Source organism: Terribacillus saccharophilus (genome assembly GCF_046592595.1).
Classification (GTDB): Bacteria; Bacillota; Bacilli; order Bacillales; family Amphibacillaceae; genus Terribacillus; species Terribacillus saccharophilus_C.
In genome coordinates this window covers 64171-81393 of the sequence record NZ_JAWVPF010000003.1, presented here as the reverse complement: position 1 = coordinate 81393, position 17223 = coordinate 64171, and the positions used below count along the sequence as shown (strand labels likewise).

Genomic DNA, 17223 nt, shown 5'->3' with positions numbered 1-17223 from the left:
GTCCCTATGCTGTTTATGCAGCATAGGGACGGGATTTTTCTTTGTCCATCCTGACGTTGATGAAAAGAAGATGGAGGGAATCCGATGAATATCCAAAATATGATTTTGACATTACAGAAGCATTGGTCAGACCAAGGCTGTCTATTGATGCAAGCGTATGACGTAGAAAAAGGGGCAGGTACAATGAGCCCTATGACTTTATTGCGCAGTCTTGGTCCTGAGCCGTGGAACGTGGCTTATGTGGAGCCATCCCGACGCCCAGCCGATGGCCGTTACGGGGAAAACCCAAACCGCTTATATCAGCATCATCAATTCCAGGTGATCATGAAACCTTCACCAGACAATATCCAGGAACTATACTTGGACTCACTTCGCAAGCTTGGCATCGATCCACTGAAGCATGATATCCGCTTTGTAGAGGATAACTGGGAGAACCCGACCCTGGGTGCTGCTGGGCTTGGCTGGGAGGTATGGCTTGATGGTATGGAAATCACACAGTTCACCTATTTCCAGCAAATCGGCGGCTTGGAAGCAAAGCCTGTTTCAGTAGAAATTACATATGGTCTGGAAAGACTTGCTTCCTACATTCAAGATAAAGAAAATGTTTTTGAACTTGAATGGACAGATGGCGTAACTGTAGCAGATATCTTCAAGCAGCCGGAGTTTGAGCATAGCACATATACTTTTAAAGAATCTGATACAGACATGCTGTTCCAGCTGTTTGATATGTATGAAAAAGAAGCGAAACGCATCATGGATCAAGGGCTAGTCTTCCCTGCGTATGATTACGTACTGAAATGTTCCCACACATTCAACCTGCTGGATGCCAAAGGGGCTATTTCAGTTACAGAGCGGACTGGTTATATCGGGAGAGTCCGTAATTTGGCTAGATCGATTGCGAAGAGCTATGTAGCAGAGAGGGAACGTCTTGGCTTCCCAATGCTGAAAGAAGGAGCGGATGAGCATGCAGAATAAGGATGTACTTTTCGAAATCGGCTTAGAGGAAATGCCGGCGCGGTTTTTGCCTGGCACAATTGAACAGTTAGAAACAAAAACGACAGCGTGGTTGAACGAGCTTGGCCTCTCCTTTGAAAAGGTTCTTGTACAAGCTACTCCGAGGCGTGTGGCTGTTACAATTCTTGCACTTTCAGACAAACAGCCAGATCTTGAAGAAGAAGTAAAAGGTCCCGCACTTCGGATCGCGAAAGATGAAGCTGGTCAATGGTCGAAGGCCGCCCAAGGTTTCACGCGCGGTCAAGGTGCTTCTGTTGAGGATATCTACACGAAAGATGTGGATGGAGCAGAATATATTTTTGTGAAAAAATTTGTTAAGGGACAGCATGCAGCTGATTTACTGCCATCATTCAAAGATGTGCTGCTCAGCCTTCATTTTCCGAAGAATATGCGATGGGGTTCAGGAAGCTTGCGTTATGCACGCCCAATTCGCTGGATCGTAGCATTGTACGGTGATGCTGTCATTCCAATGGAGATAGCGGGAACAGAATCTTCAAATCTTACGTATGGTCACCGATTCCTTGGTGAAACAGCGACAATCGATAATCCAGCTGCGTATGCTTCTGTACTGGAAGAGCAATTTGTCATCGTGGACCAGAAAAAACGCCAACAAATGATCATCGATGGAATTCGTCAGTTGGAAACAGCGAATGGCTGGCAAATTCCAATCGATGAAGATCTTTTGGAGGAAGTGCTGTATCTGGTGGAATACCCGACTGTATTCCATGGTGATTTTGCTGCCAGCTTCCTTGATCTGCCGCAGGAAGTACTGATAACGAGCATGAAGGAACATCAGCGTTATTTCCCGGTAACAGATGCTTCTGGTCAGCTGCTGGCACATTTCATCGGTGTACGTAACGGTAACAGTGATCACTTGGAAAACGTTGCCCGCGGTAACGAAAAAGTGCTTCGTGCCAGACTTCAGGATGCGGAATTCTTCTATGCGGAGGATAAAGCGCAGCCGATAGAGAAAAGCATGGAAAGATTGTCTAAAATGGTTTATCAAGTGGAACTTGGTACCTTGCAGGATAAAGTGGACCGTGTGACGAAAATTGCGAAGATGATCAGTGAAGCTGCAGCTATTGATAAGGAAACAGCAGCTCGGGCAGAGCGTGCTGCAAGTATCGCTAAATTCGACCTTGTAACGAATATGGTGAACGAATTCACGGAACTGCAAGGTATTATGGGCGAGAAATATGCACGTCACTTCGGTGAAGCTGATCGTGTTGCCCAAGCAATCCGTGAGCAGTATATGCCGCTTTCCTCCCATGGAGCACTTCCGGAATCTGTGGAAGGTACAATTGTCAGCATTGCCGACAAACTGGATACAATCGTTGGAAGTATGGTCATCGGAAACGTTCCGACTGGTTCCCAGGATCCGTACGGTTTGCGTCGTCAGGCAATCGGTATCATCCAGATGCTCTTGAAAACTGATTGGCAGATCACGGTAGAGGAGCTTGTGGAGCGTACTGTGGAATTGTTTGAGCAGCAAGGTTTGCCGACAGTCGAAAAGGATACGTATACAGAAGATATTCGTAATTTCTTCTACCAGCGCGCTTCTCAGCTGCTGAAAGAAGAAGGCATCTCCCACGATGTCGTCGAAGCAGTTCTTTCTGTACAAATCGGTAATTATCCATATACACTTGCTAAAGCGAAAACATTGCAAGTATTGCGTCAAGATGAGAACTTCAAGCCAGTACAGGAAGCATTGGGACGCGTGATCAACCTTGCTAGAAAAGGCGCGGATCACGGGGTAGAGGAAGCATTATTCGCAAACGAATATGAAAAGCAGCTCTACAGCTTGCTCAATCAAAACAAAACAGCTTATATGGAGGCTGCAAGCAACCGAAAAGCGAAAGAAGCTTTGGATACATTGGCAGCATTCGCTGACACCATCCATGCATTCTTCGACCATACAATGGTCATGGCAGAGGATGAAAAATTAAAAACGAACCGCTTATCATTATTGAACCAGCTGGCTGCACTGATTCTCAGCTATGCTGATGTGACAAAAGTACAGTGGAAGCAGGTCCAATGAGGGCAGTTCTTGGATAGAGGTGATGAACATGGATTTGTCTAAAAGACAGCAGCAGATTATCGCGATTGTGAAAGAAGCGGGTCCGATAACAGGAGAACAGATCGCGGAGCGGCTTAATCTGACCCGGGCGACTTTGCGGCCGGATCTGGCAATCCTGACAATGGTAGGTTTCCTGGATGCAAGACCGCGTGTTGGTTACTTCTATACAGGTAAGACAGGTTCAGAGATCATTACAGAGAAGTTGATGAAATATAAAGTAGAGACCTTCCAATCGATGCCGATTGTCGTCAAAGAAGATGATTCTGCTTATGATGCGATCAGCGCCATGTTCCTCAGTGATGTCGGAACACTCTTCGCAGTCGATCAAGACAGTAATCTGGTTGGAGTCGTTTCTCGTAAGGATCTTTTGCGGGCAAGTATCGGCAATCAGGGGCTGCAGGATATTCCAGTTCACATCATCATGACGAGGATGCCGAACGTAGCCGTTTGCTATCCGGATGAATTACTGGTAGAAGCGGCCAATCGGTTGATCGATAAACAAATCGACAGTCTGCCGGTAATAGAAAGATCACATGAGGCTGGTGCAAAAGTAGTCGGTCGAATTACGAAGACAACGATTACGAAGGCTTTCGTGGAACTTGCTCGAAATGAACTTATGTGAATATATCCAGGAGGGGAACCGATGGAGAAACCAATCGTCTATGTTGTATCAGATTCTGTAGGGGAAACAGCAGAGCTAGTTGTAAAAGCAGCATTAAGTCAATTCAATTTGGAAGAGCCGTTTGCTTTGCAGCGAGTTCCCTACGTAGAGAACACGTCTATATTGGAAGAAACGCTGAAGCAAGCAAGCGAACGTCCATCAATCATCGCTTTCACGATGGTCAATCCGGATTTCCGGGCGTTCCTGACAAGTGAAGCACATAAGCACGGTATACCTTGCATCGATCTGATGGGACCACTTATGGATGCAATGGCAGATATGTTCCATCAAAAACCGAAGCTCCAGCCAGGCCTTGTCCATCGTCTGGATGAAGATTATTTCCGTAGAATCGAAGCAATTGAATTTGCGGTCCGCTATGACGACGGTCGTGATCCACGCGGTATTGCACGGGCTGATATTGTACTCATTGGTGTATCGCGGACATCCAAAACACCATTATCTCAGTATTTGGCGCACAAACGCCTTAAAGTCGCCAATGTGCCGATTGTCCCGGAAGTAGATCCTCCTCGGGAACTTTTCCAGGTGGATCCATCCAAATGCATCGGTCTTCGCATCAGTCCAGAGAAGCTGAATGATATCCGTAAGGAACGTCTGAAAGCGCTCGGTCTTGGAGATCAAGCGAGCTATGCGAATATCGACCGAATCAATCACGAACTGGAGCATTTTGATAAGATTGCCGAACGAATCGGCTGTCGAGTGATTGATGTTTCCAATAAAGCAGTTGAAGAAACTGCCAATAGTATATTGACTGTCCGCAACAAACAGAATTAAGTTAATACAAAGTTAGTGTTAAGATTTTGTTTATCATGTTGACGGTCCTCCAGTTGGAACTTTACGATAAAAAAAGAAGAGGTGACGGCAGACAATCTGTTGTTGCCTCTTCTGTTTCGTAAATGTCGTTACAAGGAGACCAAACATGAAAAAACAACAGCAGATCCAATCAATTTATCTGATGCGGCTCTTGGCAATGTCACTTGTAGTGCTCGTCCATGTGACAGGCGCGTATGCAACGGTTCTTCCATTTGGGGGCGATGCGTATGAGAAATATCATTTCCTGAACAGGATCATCCGGATAGAAGCAGGGTTGTTTATCGCTATTACCGGTCTGGTTTTCTTTTATCAGTACAAGCACAAAAAACTGCCAATGTCCTTATGGAAAGATTATTACAAGAAGCGAGTCAGTTTTATCCTGATTCCTTACATCATCTGGGCACTTGTGTACGAGCTGCATAAAGCCATTCTCGGTTTTGGAGATCTCCAGCCAGCAGCTATTGCAAAACGGATTTTCTTTGGAGAAAGCTATTATCAGCTGCACTTTATATTTCTTATTGTTCAAATATACTTCATTCTGCCTTTGCTGATTTGGCTGGATCACAAAGCTGCTATCTTTAGGAAATACATGTTTGTTTTCGGGGGCTTGCTGCAGCTAGGCTACATTGTCCTGCAGACCTATATGCCGCTAAGCCCGTTTCCGCTATTCCTGCAATTAATGGGCACATTACTGCTCGGCGGATGGATAGGGATACATTATGAGAGGGAAAAAGCAAAAAGCAAACGGTGGTCAACCTGGGGATGGCTGCTATTCAGTTTAATCGCTGGATCAGCTATAGCAGTTTATTATTATCTTTCAGGAACTCTCGGTGCATTTGAGTGGAACAATATCCTTTATGAGAGCGTGAACTATGTTTTCCTGGTAACAGGCTGTTACAGTATTTTTCGGCTTGCTGAGTCAGCTGCAGTTAAGCTTTCGGCATCGACACTAGCCAGACTGCAGCAAATAGCGAGCTATTCCTTTGGTTATTACCTGCTGCATCCGCTCATTCTGGATTATGTTACTAGGACTATCCCTGCATACAGCAACTATTTATTTCATTTCCAGATCATGCTTCGATATTTGGTTGTAATGGGAGTTTGTTTTTTAATTATTTATCTTTGTCATCGATATGTGCCTTTTGCATCGTTATTTTTTGGTAAATTACCGAAAGAGAGCGGTCTGCTGAAACAATTCAGGGCATCCTGAGTATCAGTTAAAATAATGGCTTTTTTAAATACTTTGTATTATAATTAGTTTTTGTGAAAAAATGTTGTTAGTATGAAATATGTGTAATTGGTAACCCTTGAGGTAAAAAGCTTTATAAAAATTTTACGAAAAAGGAAGGATTCCGCATTTTATTGTAGAATTAGTGAGACATGAAATCACAAAACCCTATTGTCTATGTGGATGCAGATAGCTGTCCTGTCAAACAGGAGATTGTTACTGTATGTGCAGCCTATCACGTTCCTGTCCAATTCGTAACCACAATCAATCATCTGAGCAGGGATTCGGATGCCTCCTGGGTTGTGCTTGATCCTGTGGATCAGGCGGTGGATTGGTATATACTGAATCATATTTTCCCCGGATCTTGTGTTGTTACACAAGACTTGGCATTGGCTACGCTGCTCACAGCCAAAGACGTAACAGTCATCACACCTCGCGGAGAGCTGATTACGGAAGAAGATGCCGATGAGATACTTCTCAGGAAGCACATGAGAATCCAAAATCAACGACAGGGCAAACGAATTAAGGGACCTTCCAAGCTGACAGCTGCCGACAAAAGAAGATTCCTTACTATTTTTTCGTCTTATTGTCGAAAAATGCAGGAATTAGACGGAAGTTGTTGAATTATATAGGTTGGTGATGTGGAATGGCTGGTGCAATACCAGAAGAAATAGTCGAAGAAGTCCGCAAATCAAATGATATCGTAGATGTGGTGGGCGAACATGTTCAATTAAAGAAACAAGGCCGTAACTACTTCGGACTTTGCCCTTTCCATGGTGAAAAATCGCCGTCATTTTCCGTGACACAGGAAAAGCAGATATTTCATTGCTTTGGCTGCGGAAAGGGAGGAAATGTATTTACCTTCCTTATGGAATTGGAGGGCCTTTCCTTCTCTCAGGCTGTTCAAAAGCTCGCAGAAAGAAGCGGCACCGAGGTACCTGCTTCGGTGGCAGAACAGCAAGAACGCGGGCAATCCAGGGAAGAGCAGACTGCACTTGAGGCGAACGAGTGGGTCGTCAAGCTCTACCATAACTTACTGCGCAATACGAAAGAAGGCAAGACAGGGTATGGATATCTTCTTGGCCGCGGTTTGACGGATGAGACGATTGATACCTTCCAGCTGGGCTTCGCGCCAAACAGCAGAGATTTTACCGTGAAATTTCTTGAAGGAAAAGGATACAACCCGCAAGAGCTGCTTCATACAGGTCTATTTTCAACCGATAAAGAAAATAAACCTCAGGATCGTTTCCGCGGACGGGTGATCTTCCCGATACGGAATCATCTTGGTAAGACTGTCGGCTTCGGCGGGCGTACACTAGGCGGAGGTCAGGAACCGAAATACCTGAATAGTTCCGAAAGTGAGCTTTTCCAAAAAGGAAGAATGCTGTTCAACTTTGATTTGGCGAGAGGTGAAATTCGTAAGTCTGGCCAGGTAGTTGTATTCGAGGGATACAATGATGTGATCGCTGCGCATCAAGCCGGTGTCAAAAACGGAGTTGCGACGCTCGGAACATCTCTGACAGAGACCCAGGCCAGACTTTTGAAGCGCTATGCAGAACAGGTTGTCATTTGTTACGACGGTGACAAAGCGGGATTTGAAGCAACTTATCGGGCTTTGCAAATCCTGCAGAAAACTGGCAACCATGTACGTGTTGCCATGCTCCGGGATGGTCTGGATCCAGATGACTATATCCGGGAGCACGGAGCAGAGAAGTTCAAACGATCCATCATCGATGCTGCATTGACAGCTATGTCCTTCATGATGCATTACTTGAAGCAGGACTTCAACCTTTCACTTGAAGGAGATCGACTGCAGTATGTAGAAAAAGTATTGGATGAGATTGCGCAGATTGAAAGCTCTGTAGAACGGGAACACTATCTGCGGGAGCTGTCGAGCGCAATGGATCTTTCTTTGGATACGCTTGTCTCCGATCTCGAGCCCAGACTCCGCAAACGGGAAAGCAAGAGAGGAGTCAGCAATTCGGTTAAAGCACCGGCTCCAAAGCAGCAATCCCGCCGTAATTATGAAAAAAAAATGCCAACTGCTTTTCAGACGGCAGAAAAACAGCTGCTGGCGCATATGCTTAGAACAGCGGCAATTGCGGATAAAGTACAGGAAGAGTTAGGGGCTTCATTCATAACCGATCAGGTCCAGGTAATCGCCACCCATCTGTATGCTTTTTATGAAGAAGGCAATGATGCAGATGTAAGTCAATTTGTATCAACGCTGGAGGATCCTTCCTTGCAGCAGCTGGTTATCCAGACAGCCATGCTGCCGGTAGTCGAAGATATCAGCGATCAGGAGATCAGTGATTATATCCGTACCATTAAACGCGAACAAGTGAATAAGACGGATATCAGCCAGCTGCAGGCCGAACAAAGGCAAGCCGAACAGGAAAATGATCCGATACGGGCAGCGCAGATAGCCATGAAGATCATGGAAATACGAAGAACTTTAAAAAGTTCTCTGTAACAATAGATAGCTTGATGTTTTGGAAGGAGGAGGACTTATGGCAGAGAATAAGCCAGCAGGTTCTAAAGTGAATGAGACTGAAATGACATTGGAGCAAGCAAAAGAACTCCTTGTTGAAATGGGTAAAAAGCGCGGAGTCCTCGCTTATGAAGAGGTAAGTGAGCGTCTTGCAAGCTTTGAATTGGATTCCGATCAGATGGACGAAATCTACGAGCACTTGAACGAACAAAATGTTGAAGTGATTGGTGAATCCGACCAGGACCCGAATATGAAACAAATTGCGAAAGAGGAAGAATTTGATCTGAATGACCTAAGTGTACCACTTGGCATCAAGATCAATGACCCTGTACGCATGTACTTGAAAGAAATTGGCCGCGTCGATCTATTGTCAGCCAAAGAGGAAATTGCGTTGGCTGAACGTATCGAAGCTGGAGATGAAGTGGCAAAACGCCGATTAGCGGAAGCGAACTTACGACTTGTAGTAAGTATTGCAAAACGTTATGTAGGACGCGGCATGCTGTTCTTGGATTTGATCCAGGAAGGTAACATGGGACTCATTAAAGCAGTTGAAAAATTTGATTATCGTAAAGGTTTCAAATTTAGTACGTATGCTACTTGGTGGATCCGTCAGGCTATCACGCGTGCAATCGCTGACCAAGCGCGTACAATCCGTATTCCTGTGCATATGGTGGAAACGATCAATAAATTGATCCGTGTACAGCGTCAGCTCCTGCAAGATCTAGGGCGTGAGCCGTCTCCAGAAGAGATTGGTGAAGAAATGGAACTTACACCGGAAAAAGTACGTGAAATCCTGAAGATCGCCCAAGAACCTGTATCCCTTGAAACACCAATTGGTGAGGAAGATGACTCCCATCTTGGAGACTTTATCGAGGATCAGGAAGCAACTTCTCCTTCTGATCATGCAGCATACGAATTGCTGAAAGAACAGTTGGAAGATGTACTGGATACATTGACTGACCGGGAAGAGAATGTGCTTCGTCTGCGTTTCGGACTTGATGACGGAAGAACAAGAACACTGGAAGAAGTCGGCCGGGTATTCGGCGTAACCAGAGAGCGTATCCGTCAGATTGAAGCAAAAGCATTGCGTAAGCTTCGTCATCCAAGCCGCAGCAAGCGCTTGAAAGATTTCTTAGAATAAGAAGGGTTCGCTCAGCTATCATGTGTTTATCCGCATGTGGCTGGGCTTTCTTATTGCCCTAAGGAATACATACATTTTACAAAAATTGAAAGCCGAATGCAAATTCTCTCAGCAAAAAGTGTGGGAGGATATTTTACAAAAAACACGTATATTTGACAAAGGAGTTGGATATAATGAACGTTTTATCATTGTCAGAGCGGCTTTCAGCAGTCGCTGCCCACTTGCCGGAATCTGCGCATTTTGTCGATGTCGGATCAGATCATGCCTACCTGCCTTGCTATGTATGTTTACAGGACCCTACCAGCAAAGCGGTAGCGGGAGAAATTAATGAAGGGCCTTTCCGCAGTGCTCAGAAACAGGTGAAGCTGCAAGGTTTAACTGACAGAATAGATGTACGAAAAGGGGATGGATTGGCAGTCGTTGAAGCAGACGAAGTGAAACAAGTGGTCGTCGCAGGTATGGGAGGTCCTTTGATTGCATCGATTTTGGAGCAAGGTAAAGATAAGCTTGGTCGTGTAGAGCAGCTTATTGTCCAGCCTAATATAGATGCAAGAGCACTTCGTAAATGGTTCCTGAAAAATGGATTCGTTCTTCAAAAGGAACAAATCCTGGAAGAAGCTGGGCATATTTATGAGGTGTTAGTAGCTGTGCGTGGGGGAAATAGTATTTATCATGAGGATGCAGCCGTACGTGAAAAAGAGCTTTTGTTCGGTCCTATCTTGTTGAAGGAGAAAAACGAAGCTTTTCGGGTAAAGTGGCTTGACTATAAACGGAAGCTGGAGCGCAACGTTGCGAATATGCAGCATGCCCAGCAAGTTGATGAAGCGAAGCTGTCATCCTTCAAAACAGAGCTTACGTGGCTTGAGGAGGAATTAAATGGCTGATAAGCAGATGCATATAGCAGATGTGATTGCATATTTTGAATCATGGTGTCCGCCATCGCTTGCAGAGAAATGGGATAATGTCGGACTGCAGGTCGGGACGCTCGATCAAACAGTTTCAGGTGTGCTGACTACATTGGACGTAACCGAAGCGGTTGTAGATGAAGCTATCTTGTATAATGCCAATCTCATCATTGCGCATCATCCATTATTATTTGCGCCCCCAAAGAAACTTGATACTGCTGCGCCTAAGGGGCGCGTCATCCAGAAGCTTCTGAAGCATGATATAACCGTATATGCAGCGCACACGAATCTCGACATCGTCGAAGGCGGTGTCAATGATTTGATGGCCGATGCACTTGGACTGGAACAAAAGCGTATATTCCTTCCAGTCGGACATCAAACTTTCAAAAAGTTGATCGTCTTTGTTCCTAAAACACATGAACAACACGTCAAAGATGCATTGCACTCGAATGGCGCCGGAAATATGGGTAACTATGAGAAAGTCAGTTTTGTATCCGAAGGCAGCGGATATTTTCAGCCTAATGCCGATGCTCAGCCATTCATTGGTCAAGCAGGAGAGGTAGAGCGAGTAGAAGAGGTTCGTATCGAAGTACTGGTGCCGGAAGAGAATGTAAAAAAGGCGGTAGCTGCAATGATTGCAGCCCATCCGTATGAGGAAGCAGCTTATGATGTTTACCCTGTTGAAATGAAAGGGAAAGCGTACGGATTAGGCCGTACTGGAAAATTGCCTGCTCCAATGACTTTGCATGAATTAGCTCGAATGGTAAAAGAGCGGTATGATGTCCAGCAAGTACGATTCACGGGTGAGGCGTCTGCTTCAGTTGAAACGGTCGCTGTACTCGGAGGAAGCGGACGGGATTATATTGACCAGGCAACGCACCAGGCCGATGTGTATATTACAGGTGATCTTACTTTTCATGAGACGCAAGATGCAATGCTGGCAGGTCTTTGTCTGATTGATCCAGGTCATTATGCAGAAAAGATCATGAAGCAAAAAGTGGCAGATTATCTGCAAACTGGATTTGCAGATGTGCCAATACGTGTGTCACAAGTAAATACGGATCCATTTCGTACTATATAAAAAAACCGAGTCCAATAAGGACTCGGTTTTCTTATGCTTTCTTAACTTTGACTTTCGGAAGGATCTTCTTCGGATCAACATTGAATTCCAGTTTCACATCTTCCATATTCGCTGGGTCAAATTTCTCGATGAAGTTGATAACTTCCTTTGTCACAGGAGTAGGAGTGGAGGCACCAGCAGTAATAGCAACTGTTTCGACACCTTCAAGCCATTCCAGTTTTAACTGGGACAGATCCTCGATGCGGTATGCTTTCGTACCGGCAATCTCTTGAGATACCTGTGCGAGGCGGTTGGAGTTGTTGCTTCGCGGATCGCCGACAACTAGAGTCAAATCAGCATCTTTTGCTTGTTCCGCAACTGCTTCCTGACGCACCTGTGTTGCCATGCAGATCTCTTGGATCATCTCTGTTTGCGGGAATTTCTCTTTAACAAGCTGCATGACATCGTAGACATCCCATTGGCTCATTGTCGTCTGGTTTGTGACAATCAGCTTCGGAGCGTCCAATTCAAGTGCTTGTACGTCTTCTTCGGTCTGGACAAGATGAACTTTGCCAGGAGCGACACCTATCGCACCCTCAGGCTCCGGATGTCCTTTTTTACCGATATAGACGACTTCATAGCCTTCTGCTACTTTTTCACGGATCAAGTCGTGTGTACGCGTAACATCCGGGCAAGTAGCATCAAGGACAGTAAGCCCTTTTTCATGTGCACGCTGTTTCACTTCAGGAGATACTCCATGAGCAGTGAATACAACCGTACCGCTGTCTATTTGTTCTAAAAGCTCCATTCGGTCCGAACCATCAAGTGTGATGACACCTTCCGTTTCAAATGCATTGGTCACATGGGCATTATGCACGATCATGCCGAGAATGTAGATCGGCCGGGGAAGATTTTCATCCCGTACGGCATTCTGCGCTATCACCATGGCATCCACCACACCGTAGCAGTAACCTCGCGGCGCTATTTTAATTACGTTCATTCGCTGTGTTTCCCCCTTCTCCGTTTACACGGGATATCTATTTCTGGGTCTTCTCCATTATAAAGGCTAATAAAGAATATGACAAAGATTGTTTATTATCCTCGTGTAATCGTGCAAAATATGACAAAGTCCTCTATAATATATAAAGGAACAGAATGACCAAAAGGAGTTATACATGAAAAATCATCAATTTAAACAATACGCGCTTCAGCCAACTGTCAACGAAGCGATTGATAAACTAGGCTTTGCAAAACCAACACCGATTCAGGAGAAAGTCATCCCGGCAGTCCTCCGGGGGGAAAGTGTCATTGGCCAATCCCATACTGGATCTGGTAAGACACATTCTTATTTGCTTCCATTGTTCAGTAAACTGAAGGAAGATGAGCAGCATGCGCAATTCGTTGTCACAGCACCAACGCGTGAACTTGCTATCCAGATTTATGACGAAGCCCGTCATTTCATCAAGCTTGCAGGTAAAGAGAACGACTGGCATGCAAAGCTTTTCATTGGAGGAACAGACAAGAAAAGATCAATTGAAAAATTAAAGACACAGCCGCAAATCATCATCGGTACACCAGGAAGAATTTTGGATCTGATGGAAGAGCAGGCATTGGATTTATATCCAGCTACAAGCTTTGTCCTGGATGAAGCAGATTTGATGCTGGATCTTGGCTTTATCAAAGAAGTCGACCAGATTCTGTCCCGTATGCGGCAGGACGTTCAGCTGCTAGTCTTTTCTGCGACAATACCAGAGCGATTGCAGCCGTTCTTGAAAAAGTATCTGGAAAATCCGAAGCACTTTGAAATTGGCGGACATTTGTCTCCGGAAACGATGGAACACCGATTAGTTCCGATGCGCCACCGTGATGAAGCAGAAATGATCATGAAAATAGCGAGTGTCATCCAGCCTTACATGGCCATCATTTTCGTGAATGGAAAGGACGCGGCCAATGTCTTGGCAGCAGAGCTGACAGACAAAGGCTTGCAGGTAGGTCTTCTGCACGGAGGACTTACACCAAGGGAAAGAAAACGTGTACTGCGCGACATCCAGGAACTTCGTTTCCAGTATCTTGTTGCGACAGACTTGGCAGCGCGCGGTATCGACATCAAAGGCGTCAGCCACGTTATTAACGCCCAGCTTCCAAAAGAAGAACCATTCTATGTACACCGTGTGGGCAGAACTGCACGTGCTGGTATGGAAGGGACTGCTATCAGCTTATACAACGATTATGACTTAGAGCTGATTCAGAAATTGGATAAGAAGGGTCTTGAATTTACGACCTATGATATTGCCAATGGAGAATGGAAAGAACTGAAGGCGTGGAACGAACGGGTAACACGAAAGAAAACAGAATCTGATAATGAATCCCAAGCTTGGAAGCAAGTACGTAAACCGAAGAAAGTTAAACCGGGCTACAAGCGGAAAATGCAGTATCAGAAAAATAAAATCAAGAAGAAGCTGGACCGACAAGATCGTTTTAAGCGAAAGTAAGGAGAAAGTGGATTTATGATAATCGGATCACATGTTAGTATGAGCGGTAAGAAAATGCTATTGGGATCAAGTGAAGAAGCGTATTCCTACGGCGCCAACGCTATGATGATTTACACAGGAGCTCCGCAGAACACGAGGAGAAAAGCCATTGAGGAGCTGAATATCGAAGCTGGCCGGGCACATATGAAAGAGCATGGCATTACAGATATTGTTGTACACGCTCCTTATATCATTAATGTCGGCAACTCAATCAAGCCGGAGACGTTCGAACTAGGTGTTAACTTCCTTCGCAGTGAAATCGAGCGGACAGAAGCTATTGGAGCGAAGCAGATAGTGCTTCATCCTGGGGCGCATGTAGGCGAAGGAGTGGCTGCGGGTATCCAAAAGATCATTGAAGGACTGAATGAAGTGCTGGTGAAGGACCAGAATGTTCAGATTGCCTTGGAAACAATGGCTGGAAAAGGATCCGAAGTAGGATCAAACTTTGAGGAACTGGCACGTATCATCGATGGTGTCACGCATAATGACAAGCTTTCAATTTGTTTTGATACTTGCCATACCCATGATGCAGGTTATGATATCGTCAATGACTTTGATGGTGTATTGGACCAATTTGACAGAGTGATTGGTCTGGACAGGCTGAAAGTAATCCATGTCAACGATAGTAAAAACGAACGCGGAGCAAGAAAAGACCGGCACGAGAATATCGGATTCGGTCATATCGGCTACGATGCGCTGCGGTATATCGTTCATCACGACCAGCTGCAGCAGCTGCCGAAAATACTGGAGACGCCATTCGTTGGAGAAGATAAAAAGAATAAGAAAGCTCCATATGCGCATGAAATCGATATGCTCATGAACAACAGCTTCAATCCGAACTTAAAAGAAAATATTATGGCTTAAAAAAACACCCCGAGGCAGTCTAAGCTGCTTCGGGGTGTTTTTACAATTTGATGCCGTGTTCTTTTGCCAGTTGTAAGAAAATCTGATGGGTTTTTTGGGCTGTCTGCGTATCGGTTATCTGTGCAAGTGCCTTTAGCATTTGCAGCCGATCAGATTCCTTAAACGGATCTAACTTGTTCTGCCGCAGAAATTGGACAATCTGGGACGCCTGCAGGGGTGTAAGAGGCACTTGGTATTCTTGGCTTTGCTCCAGGATTTCGTCAACAGTCAGATTTCGCAGCTTATTCAGCACAAGTTTATGAACAATGAAATTCATTAGAAACCTCCAGCTCTAAGATGTGGATGTAGCACTCTGATTCCTTTATCTACCTGGTAAGTTTATGCCGAAACCACACACACTAGAACCATACCTTACCCCAGATAAGGAGGTTTCACATGGATAAGGAACAATTTGATCAGGATGTAACCAATAAACGCGATGTTGAGACGGCTGCAGAGATTTCTCCTTCCGAAGACCGTTATAGACGTTCTGAAAAAGAAGGCGGACAGCAGACGACTGATTCAGGTAAGCTGTTCGGCTATATCGCCTTGATCCTATCTATCGCTGCTTTCTTCTTTGCGCCGATCCTTGTCGGGGCAGCTGGTATTGTCTTCGGTGTACTGGCGAAGAGAAAAGGCGCAGATGTATTAGGTAATATCGCCTTAATCATAAGTATTTTAGCAATTGTCATTTCTCTATTTACAGCTCCGTACGTATAAAAAAAGCTGACTCCAGGCGGAGTCAGCTTTTCTTATGCTTCAGCTGCTTCTTTTTCTTTCGCTGCTTGTTCAGCGAAATATTCTTCAGCAAGCTTATCGATTTCGATTTTTAATTCATCTACCATTGTTTCCTCAGGTACTTTACGGATGATTTCACCGTGGCGGAACAGGAGACCCTCTCCGCGAGCACCAGCAATACCGATATCCGCTTCACGAGCCTCACCAGGGCCGTTTACCGCACATCCGAGTACAGCTACTTTGATTGGTGCTTTGATTGTACTGATATACTCTTCGACTTCATTCGCAATACTGATCAAGTCGATTTCGATACGTCCGCAAGTAGGGCAGGAAATAAGTGTAGCTGCATTGGAAGACAAGTTGAATATTTTCAGGAGCTCACGAGCTACTTTTACTTCTTCAACAGGATCTGCACTTAAAGAGATGCGCATCGTGCTTCCGATACCTTTACTCAAGATAGCTCCTAAACCGGCAGCACTTTTCACCGTACCGGCAAACAGTGTTCCTGATTCTGTAATACCAAGGTGCAGCGGGTAAGGAATTACCTCTGCTGCTTTTTCGTATGCTTCGATAGCTAGTGATACATCGGATGCCTTAAGGGAAACGATGATATCATGGAAATCAAGCTCTTCAAGAATCTTGATGTGATGCAAAGCACTTTCTACCATACCATCTGCAGTAGGGTAGCCGTATTTTTCTAAAATATGACGCTCAAGGGAACCAGCGTTGACACCGATTCGAATCGGGATACCTTTAGCTTTGGCTGCGTTTACGACAGCTTCGACTTTTTCCCGTTTGCCAATGTTACCAGGGTTGATCCGGATTTTGTCCGCTCCGCCCTCAATTGCTGCTAGAGCCAATTTATAGTTGAAATGGATATCTACAACTAGCGGGATATTAATGCGTTTCTTGATTTCGGGAATTGCATCAGCTGCACGCTGATCTGGACATGCTACTCGCACTACTTGGCAGCCTGCTTCCTCAAGACGCAGTATTTCCGCTACAGTAGCTTCCACATCATGCGTTTTAGTTGTTGTCATAGACTGGATGACAACCTCGTTTTTACCGCCGATCGTAATATTGCCAACTTTGACCTGACGGGTGTCTTGTCTGTGTATTAATGCCATTTATATATCGCTCCTTTGATTATCGCGAGGAAAACAGGGATATATCCTTATATTTTCCCATTATAATGCTAATACTGCTAAATTAGAAGTAACTAGGCTCAACTTTAATAAAATCTTCATCTAGGATAATGGGGGAAATAATAAGCTGATCCTGCATCCAGTGCATACGGATCCTTCCCGGGGTTCAATTCCTCGAAATCCACGATCACCTGTTCCATCGTAACGCGCAAGTCATGATTGTTCAACTCATTTGCTACAGAAAGTAGTGTGTCTCCTTGTTTTACCTGCAGGAGGACAGGCTGAAACGTCTCTTGAGTCATTTTCTCAGATTCATCTGCTGACGATTCTTCCGTTTTCCTTTCTGCAGGTGTGGCGGGAACTGGGCTCCCTATCGTCAGATCCTTCCATATACTCATAAATAACGCGCAGAAAAACAAAAAAATACCGATTCGTTTCCACATAGATTCTCCTCCGCTCTTCGTTCTTGTAAGTTAAGTATTAGGCATGGGAAGGAAA

Annotated in this window: 17 protein-coding genes; 13 read left to right on the top strand and 4 right to left on the bottom strand. The window is 45.0% G+C overall.

Features of this window, described 5'->3' with window-relative positions:
* The first annotated feature begins 84 nt into the window (after positions 1–84).
* From glyQ to SFC25_RS05345, 10 genes are all read left to right on the top strand, one after another.
* Positions 85–975, top strand: coding sequence for a glycine--tRNA ligase subunit alpha (gene glyQ / locus SFC25_RS05390; RefSeq protein WP_411214289.1), 891 nt, complete (start codon positions 85–87; stop codon positions 973–975).
* Positions 965–3052: a glycine--tRNA ligase subunit beta gene (gene glyS, locus SFC25_RS05385; protein WP_411214288.1), complete on the top strand. Its 2088-nt coding sequence runs from the start codon at positions 965–967 to the stop codon at positions 3050–3052. Before glyQ ends, glyS begins: the two co-directional genes overlap by 11 nt.
* 28 nt (positions 3053–3080) lie before the next feature.
* The gene (gene ccpN / locus SFC25_RS05380) at positions 3081–3713 is read left to right on the top strand and encodes a transcriptional regulator CcpN (protein ID WP_411214287.1); all 633 of its coding nucleotides are present in this window, start codon (positions 3081–3083) and stop codon (positions 3711–3713) included.
* Between the two features lie 21 nt (positions 3714–3734).
* Positions 3735–4544, top strand: coding sequence for a pyruvate, water dikinase regulatory protein (locus SFC25_RS05375; RefSeq protein ID WP_411214286.1), 810 nt, complete (start codon positions 3735–3737; stop codon positions 4542–4544).
* A gap of 145 nt (positions 4545–4689) precedes the next feature.
* Complete coding sequence (locus SFC25_RS05370; RefSeq protein ID WP_411214285.1) at positions 4690–5793, top strand: acyltransferase; 1104 nt, start codon at positions 4690–4692, stop codon at positions 5791–5793.
* Positions 5794–5963: 170 nt separating this feature from the next.
* Positions 5964–6434 (top strand): YaiI/YqxD family protein, encoded by a 471-nt coding sequence (locus tag SFC25_RS05365; protein WP_411214284.1) that lies wholly within the window; start codon positions 5964–5966, stop codon positions 6432–6434.
* Between the two features lie 23 nt (positions 6435–6457).
* On the top strand, positions 6458–8284 hold the full coding sequence (gene dnaG, locus SFC25_RS05360) for a DNA primase (RefSeq protein WP_411214283.1): 1827 nt from the start codon (positions 6458–6460) through the stop codon (positions 8282–8284).
* Positions 8285–8321: 37 nt separating this feature from the next.
* On the top strand, positions 8322–9443 hold the full coding sequence (rpoD, locus tag SFC25_RS05355) for an RNA polymerase sigma factor RpoD (RefSeq protein ID WP_038561388.1): 1122 nt from the start codon (positions 8322–8324) through the stop codon (positions 9441–9443).
* A gap of 173 nt (positions 9444–9616) precedes the next feature.
* The gene (locus tag SFC25_RS05350; protein WP_411214282.1) at positions 9617–10327 is read left to right on the top strand and encodes a tRNA (adenine(22)-N(1))-methyltransferase; all 711 of its coding nucleotides are present in this window, start codon (positions 9617–9619) and stop codon (positions 10325–10327) included.
* Positions 10320–11429, top strand: coding sequence for a Nif3-like dinuclear metal center hexameric protein (locus SFC25_RS05345; protein WP_411214281.1), 1110 nt, complete (start codon positions 10320–10322; stop codon positions 11427–11429). The genes SFC25_RS05350 and SFC25_RS05345 overlap by 8 nt, the downstream gene beginning before the upstream one ends.
* A 31-nt stretch (positions 11430–11460) precedes the next feature.
* Here SFC25_RS05345 and SFC25_RS05340 read toward each other — a convergent pair whose 3' ends face one another.
* On the bottom strand, positions 11461–12408 hold the full coding sequence (locus SFC25_RS05340; RefSeq protein ID WP_411214280.1) for a 4-hydroxy-3-methylbut-2-enyl diphosphate reductase: 948 nt from the start codon (positions 12406–12408) through the stop codon (positions 11461–11463).
* A gap of 175 nt (positions 12409–12583) precedes the next feature.
* Here SFC25_RS05340 and SFC25_RS05335 point away from each other — a divergent pair, with 175 nt between their 5' ends.
* Positions 12584–13900: a DEAD/DEAH box helicase gene (locus SFC25_RS05335; RefSeq protein WP_411214279.1), complete on the top strand. Its 1317-nt coding sequence runs from the start codon at positions 12584–12586 to the stop codon at positions 13898–13900.
* A gap of 15 nt (positions 13901–13915) precedes the next feature.
* Positions 13916–14803, top strand: a complete 888-nt coding sequence (locus SFC25_RS05330; protein WP_411214278.1) for a deoxyribonuclease IV — start codon at positions 13916–13918, stop codon at positions 14801–14803.
* Between the two features lie 40 nt (positions 14804–14843).
* On the opposite strand, the gene SFC25_RS05325 is transcribed toward SFC25_RS05330, so the two are convergent.
* The gene (locus tag SFC25_RS05325; RefSeq protein ID WP_095222505.1) at positions 14844–15119 is read right to left on the bottom strand and encodes a DUF2624 domain-containing protein; all 276 of its coding nucleotides are present in this window, start codon (positions 15117–15119) and stop codon (positions 14844–14846) included.
* Between the two features lie 119 nt (positions 15120–15238).
* Between SFC25_RS05325 and SFC25_RS05320 the strand changes: the two genes are divergently transcribed.
* Positions 15239–15562 (top strand): DUF4190 domain-containing protein, encoded by a 324-nt coding sequence (locus SFC25_RS05320; protein WP_411214277.1) that lies wholly within the window; start codon positions 15239–15241, stop codon positions 15560–15562.
* A 32-nt stretch (positions 15563–15594) separates the two neighbouring features.
* Here SFC25_RS05320 and ispG read toward each other — a convergent pair whose 3' ends face one another.
* Positions 15595–16707, bottom strand: a complete 1113-nt coding sequence (gene ispG / locus SFC25_RS05315) for a flavodoxin-dependent (E)-4-hydroxy-3-methylbut-2-enyl-diphosphate synthase (RefSeq protein WP_411214276.1) — start codon at positions 16705–16707, stop codon at positions 15595–15597.
* Between the two features lie 116 nt (positions 16708–16823).
* Entirely contained in the window at positions 16824–17168 is a 345-nt protein-coding gene (locus SFC25_RS05310) for a type IV pilus assembly protein FimV (protein ID WP_411214275.1), read from the bottom strand.
* Positions 17169–17223 lie beyond the last annotated feature (55 nt).

Bases quoted from the DNA above. Each gene is read 5' to 3' on its own strand.
- SFC25_RS05310 (WP_411214275.1), bottom strand. From the start codon at position 17,168: ATGTGGAAACGAATCGGTATTTTTTTGTTTTTCTGCGCGTTATTTATG.
- glyQ (WP_411214289.1), top strand. From the start codon at position 85: ATGAATATCCAAAATATGATTTTGACATTACAGAAGCATTGGTCAGAC.
- dnaG (WP_411214283.1), top strand. From the start codon at position 6,458: ATGGCTGGTGCAATACCAGAAGAAATAGTCGAAGAAGTCCGCAAATCA.
- SFC25_RS05370 (WP_411214285.1), top strand. From the start codon at position 4,690: ATGAAAAAACAACAGCAGATCCAATCAATTTATCTGATGCGGCTCTTG.
- ccpN (WP_411214287.1), top strand. From the start codon at position 3,081: ATGGATTTGTCTAAAAGACAGCAGCAGATTATCGCGATTGTGAAAGAA.
- SFC25_RS05330 (WP_411214278.1), top strand. From the start codon at position 13,916: ATGATAATCGGATCACATGTTAGTATGAGCGGTAAGAAAATGCTATTG.
- SFC25_RS05365 (WP_411214284.1), top strand. From the start codon at position 5,964: ATGAAATCACAAAACCCTATTGTCTATGTGGATGCAGATAGCTGTCCT.
- ispG (WP_411214276.1), bottom strand. From the start codon at position 16,707: ATGGCATTAATACACAGACAAGACACCCGTCAGGTCAAAGTTGGCAAT.
- glyS (WP_411214288.1), top strand. From the start codon at position 965: ATGCAGAATAAGGATGTACTTTTCGAAATCGGCTTAGAGGAAATGCCG.
- SFC25_RS05375 (WP_411214286.1), top strand. From the start codon at position 3,735: ATGGAGAAACCAATCGTCTATGTTGTATCAGATTCTGTAGGGGAAACA.
- SFC25_RS05325 (WP_095222505.1), bottom strand. From the start codon at position 15,119: ATGAATTTCATTGTTCATAAACTTGTGCTGAATAAGCTGCGAAATCTG.
- SFC25_RS05335 (WP_411214279.1), top strand. From the start codon at position 12,584: ATGAAAAATCATCAATTTAAACAATACGCGCTTCAGCCAACTGTCAAC.
- rpoD (WP_038561388.1), top strand. From the start codon at position 8,322: ATGGCAGAGAATAAGCCAGCAGGTTCTAAAGTGAATGAGACTGAAATG.
- SFC25_RS05320 (WP_411214277.1), top strand. From the start codon at position 15,239: ATGGATAAGGAACAATTTGATCAGGATGTAACCAATAAACGCGATGTT.
- SFC25_RS05350 (WP_411214282.1), top strand. From the start codon at position 9,617: ATGAACGTTTTATCATTGTCAGAGCGGCTTTCAGCAGTCGCTGCCCAC.
- SFC25_RS05340 (WP_411214280.1), bottom strand. From the start codon at position 12,408: ATGAACGTAATTAAAATAGCGCCGCGAGGTTACTGCTACGGTGTGGTG.
- SFC25_RS05345 (WP_411214281.1), top strand. From the start codon at position 10,320: ATGGCTGATAAGCAGATGCATATAGCAGATGTGATTGCATATTTTGAA.